This is a genomic window from Oleiphilus sp. HI0125, assembly GCF_001635355.1.
On sequence record NZ_LWGF01001067.1, the window covers coordinates 1 to 1,418 of the forward strand.

At 41.9% G+C, this 1,418-nt stretch carries 2 protein-coding genes; both read left to right on the forward strand.

Going from position 1 to position 1,418, the window contains the following annotated elements; genetic code table 11:
- The first annotated feature begins 90 nt into the window (after positions 1-90).
- Positions 91-879, forward strand: coding sequence for a 3-methyl-2-oxobutanoate hydroxymethyltransferase (gene panB, locus A3762_RS18325; RefSeq protein WP_068482517.1), 789 nt, complete (start codon positions 91-93; stop codon positions 877-879).
- A 6-nt stretch (positions 880-885) separates the two neighbouring features.
- Positions 886-1,418 (forward strand): pantoate--beta-alanine ligase (gene panC / locus A3762_RS18330; protein WP_068757033.1); only part of this gene is annotated, 533 nt, incomplete at its 3' end.

Here is a 1,418-nt window from a genome sequence, read left to right on the forward strand (position 1 = left end):
ATCTCGTTAAGATTGAAATAAATTTGGCTTGTTCTTAAGCCAACATATAGCTAGTCTTTGCATGCAATTACCCACTTGGAAAAAGGGCTTATGACCACCACCACTTTATCGTTGAAGAAACTGAAGGAAGAAGGTAAGAAATTTTCTTGTCTCACCAGTTACGATGCGTGTTTTTCTGCCTTATCGAATGAGGCAGGAATCGATGTACTGTTGATCGGTGACTCTTTGGGCATGGTGCTTCAAGGCAACGACAGCACGCTTCCTGTTACCATGGATGATATGCTTTACCACACCGCTTGTGTGAAAAGTGGCAATTCCCGCAGCTTGATCATGGCTGACCTACCCTTCAATGCAAATAACAGCATCGAACAGACGATTCATAATGCAGGTCTGTTAATGCAAGCAGGTGCTCACATTATTAAAGTTGAAGGTGGTGCTTGGCTAAAAGAATCTATAGAAGAGCTAAGTTATCGAGGCATACCTGTATGTGCTCACCTTGGTCTCACTCCACAATCTGTTAACAAACTCGGCGGTTATCGAGTTCAAGGCAAAGAAGACAATTCGGCTAAAGCAATGCTTGATGCAGTGAAGGAACTAGAACAAGCAGGTGCCGATATGATTCTTCTTGAATGTGTGCCGACTCAACTTGCAGAGCAAATCACCAAGGCTGTTTCGGTTCCAGTTATTGGAATTGGTGCAGGTAATGTTACTGATGGGCAAGTACTAGTTGTACACGATATGCTAGGTCTTACTTCAGGCAAACTACCTCGTTTCGTGAAAAACTTTTTGGCTGAAACTGATTCAGTGCAAAGTGCGATTCAAGCTTACGATCAAGCTGTAAAAAATGGCTCTTTTCCCGGACCGGAACATAGCTTCTAAACCTTTATGAAAATACTTCATACTCTTAAAGAATTACGTGAAGAACTCAATCAAGCACGTAAAGCTAATCATAAAATCGGCCTTGTCCCTACAATGGGTAACTTACATGAAGGTCATTTACGGCTTGTTGATCGCGCTCGTGAATCAAATTCTTTTACGGTAGCAACAATCTTCGTTAATCCCCTGCAATTTGGTGAAAACGAAGACTTTGACTCTTATCCTCGAACTCTTGAAAAAGATAGCTCCTTATTAGCAGCTCGAAACTGTGATGTATTGTTCGCGCCTAATATTTTTGAAGTATATCCTGGGGGCTTGAAGGCTGAGTCAACCGTTCATGTCCCAGACATAACCAAACATCACTGTGGTGCGAGTAGGGAAAAACACTTTGACGGTGTTGCTACCATCGTTACGAAGCTTTTCAACATGGTTCAGCCAGACCAAGCCATATTTGGAGAAAAAGACTTTCAACAATTAATGGTGATTCGAAAGCTTACTAATGATCTATGTTTTCCTATTGAAATAGTCGGCGTACCGACTTG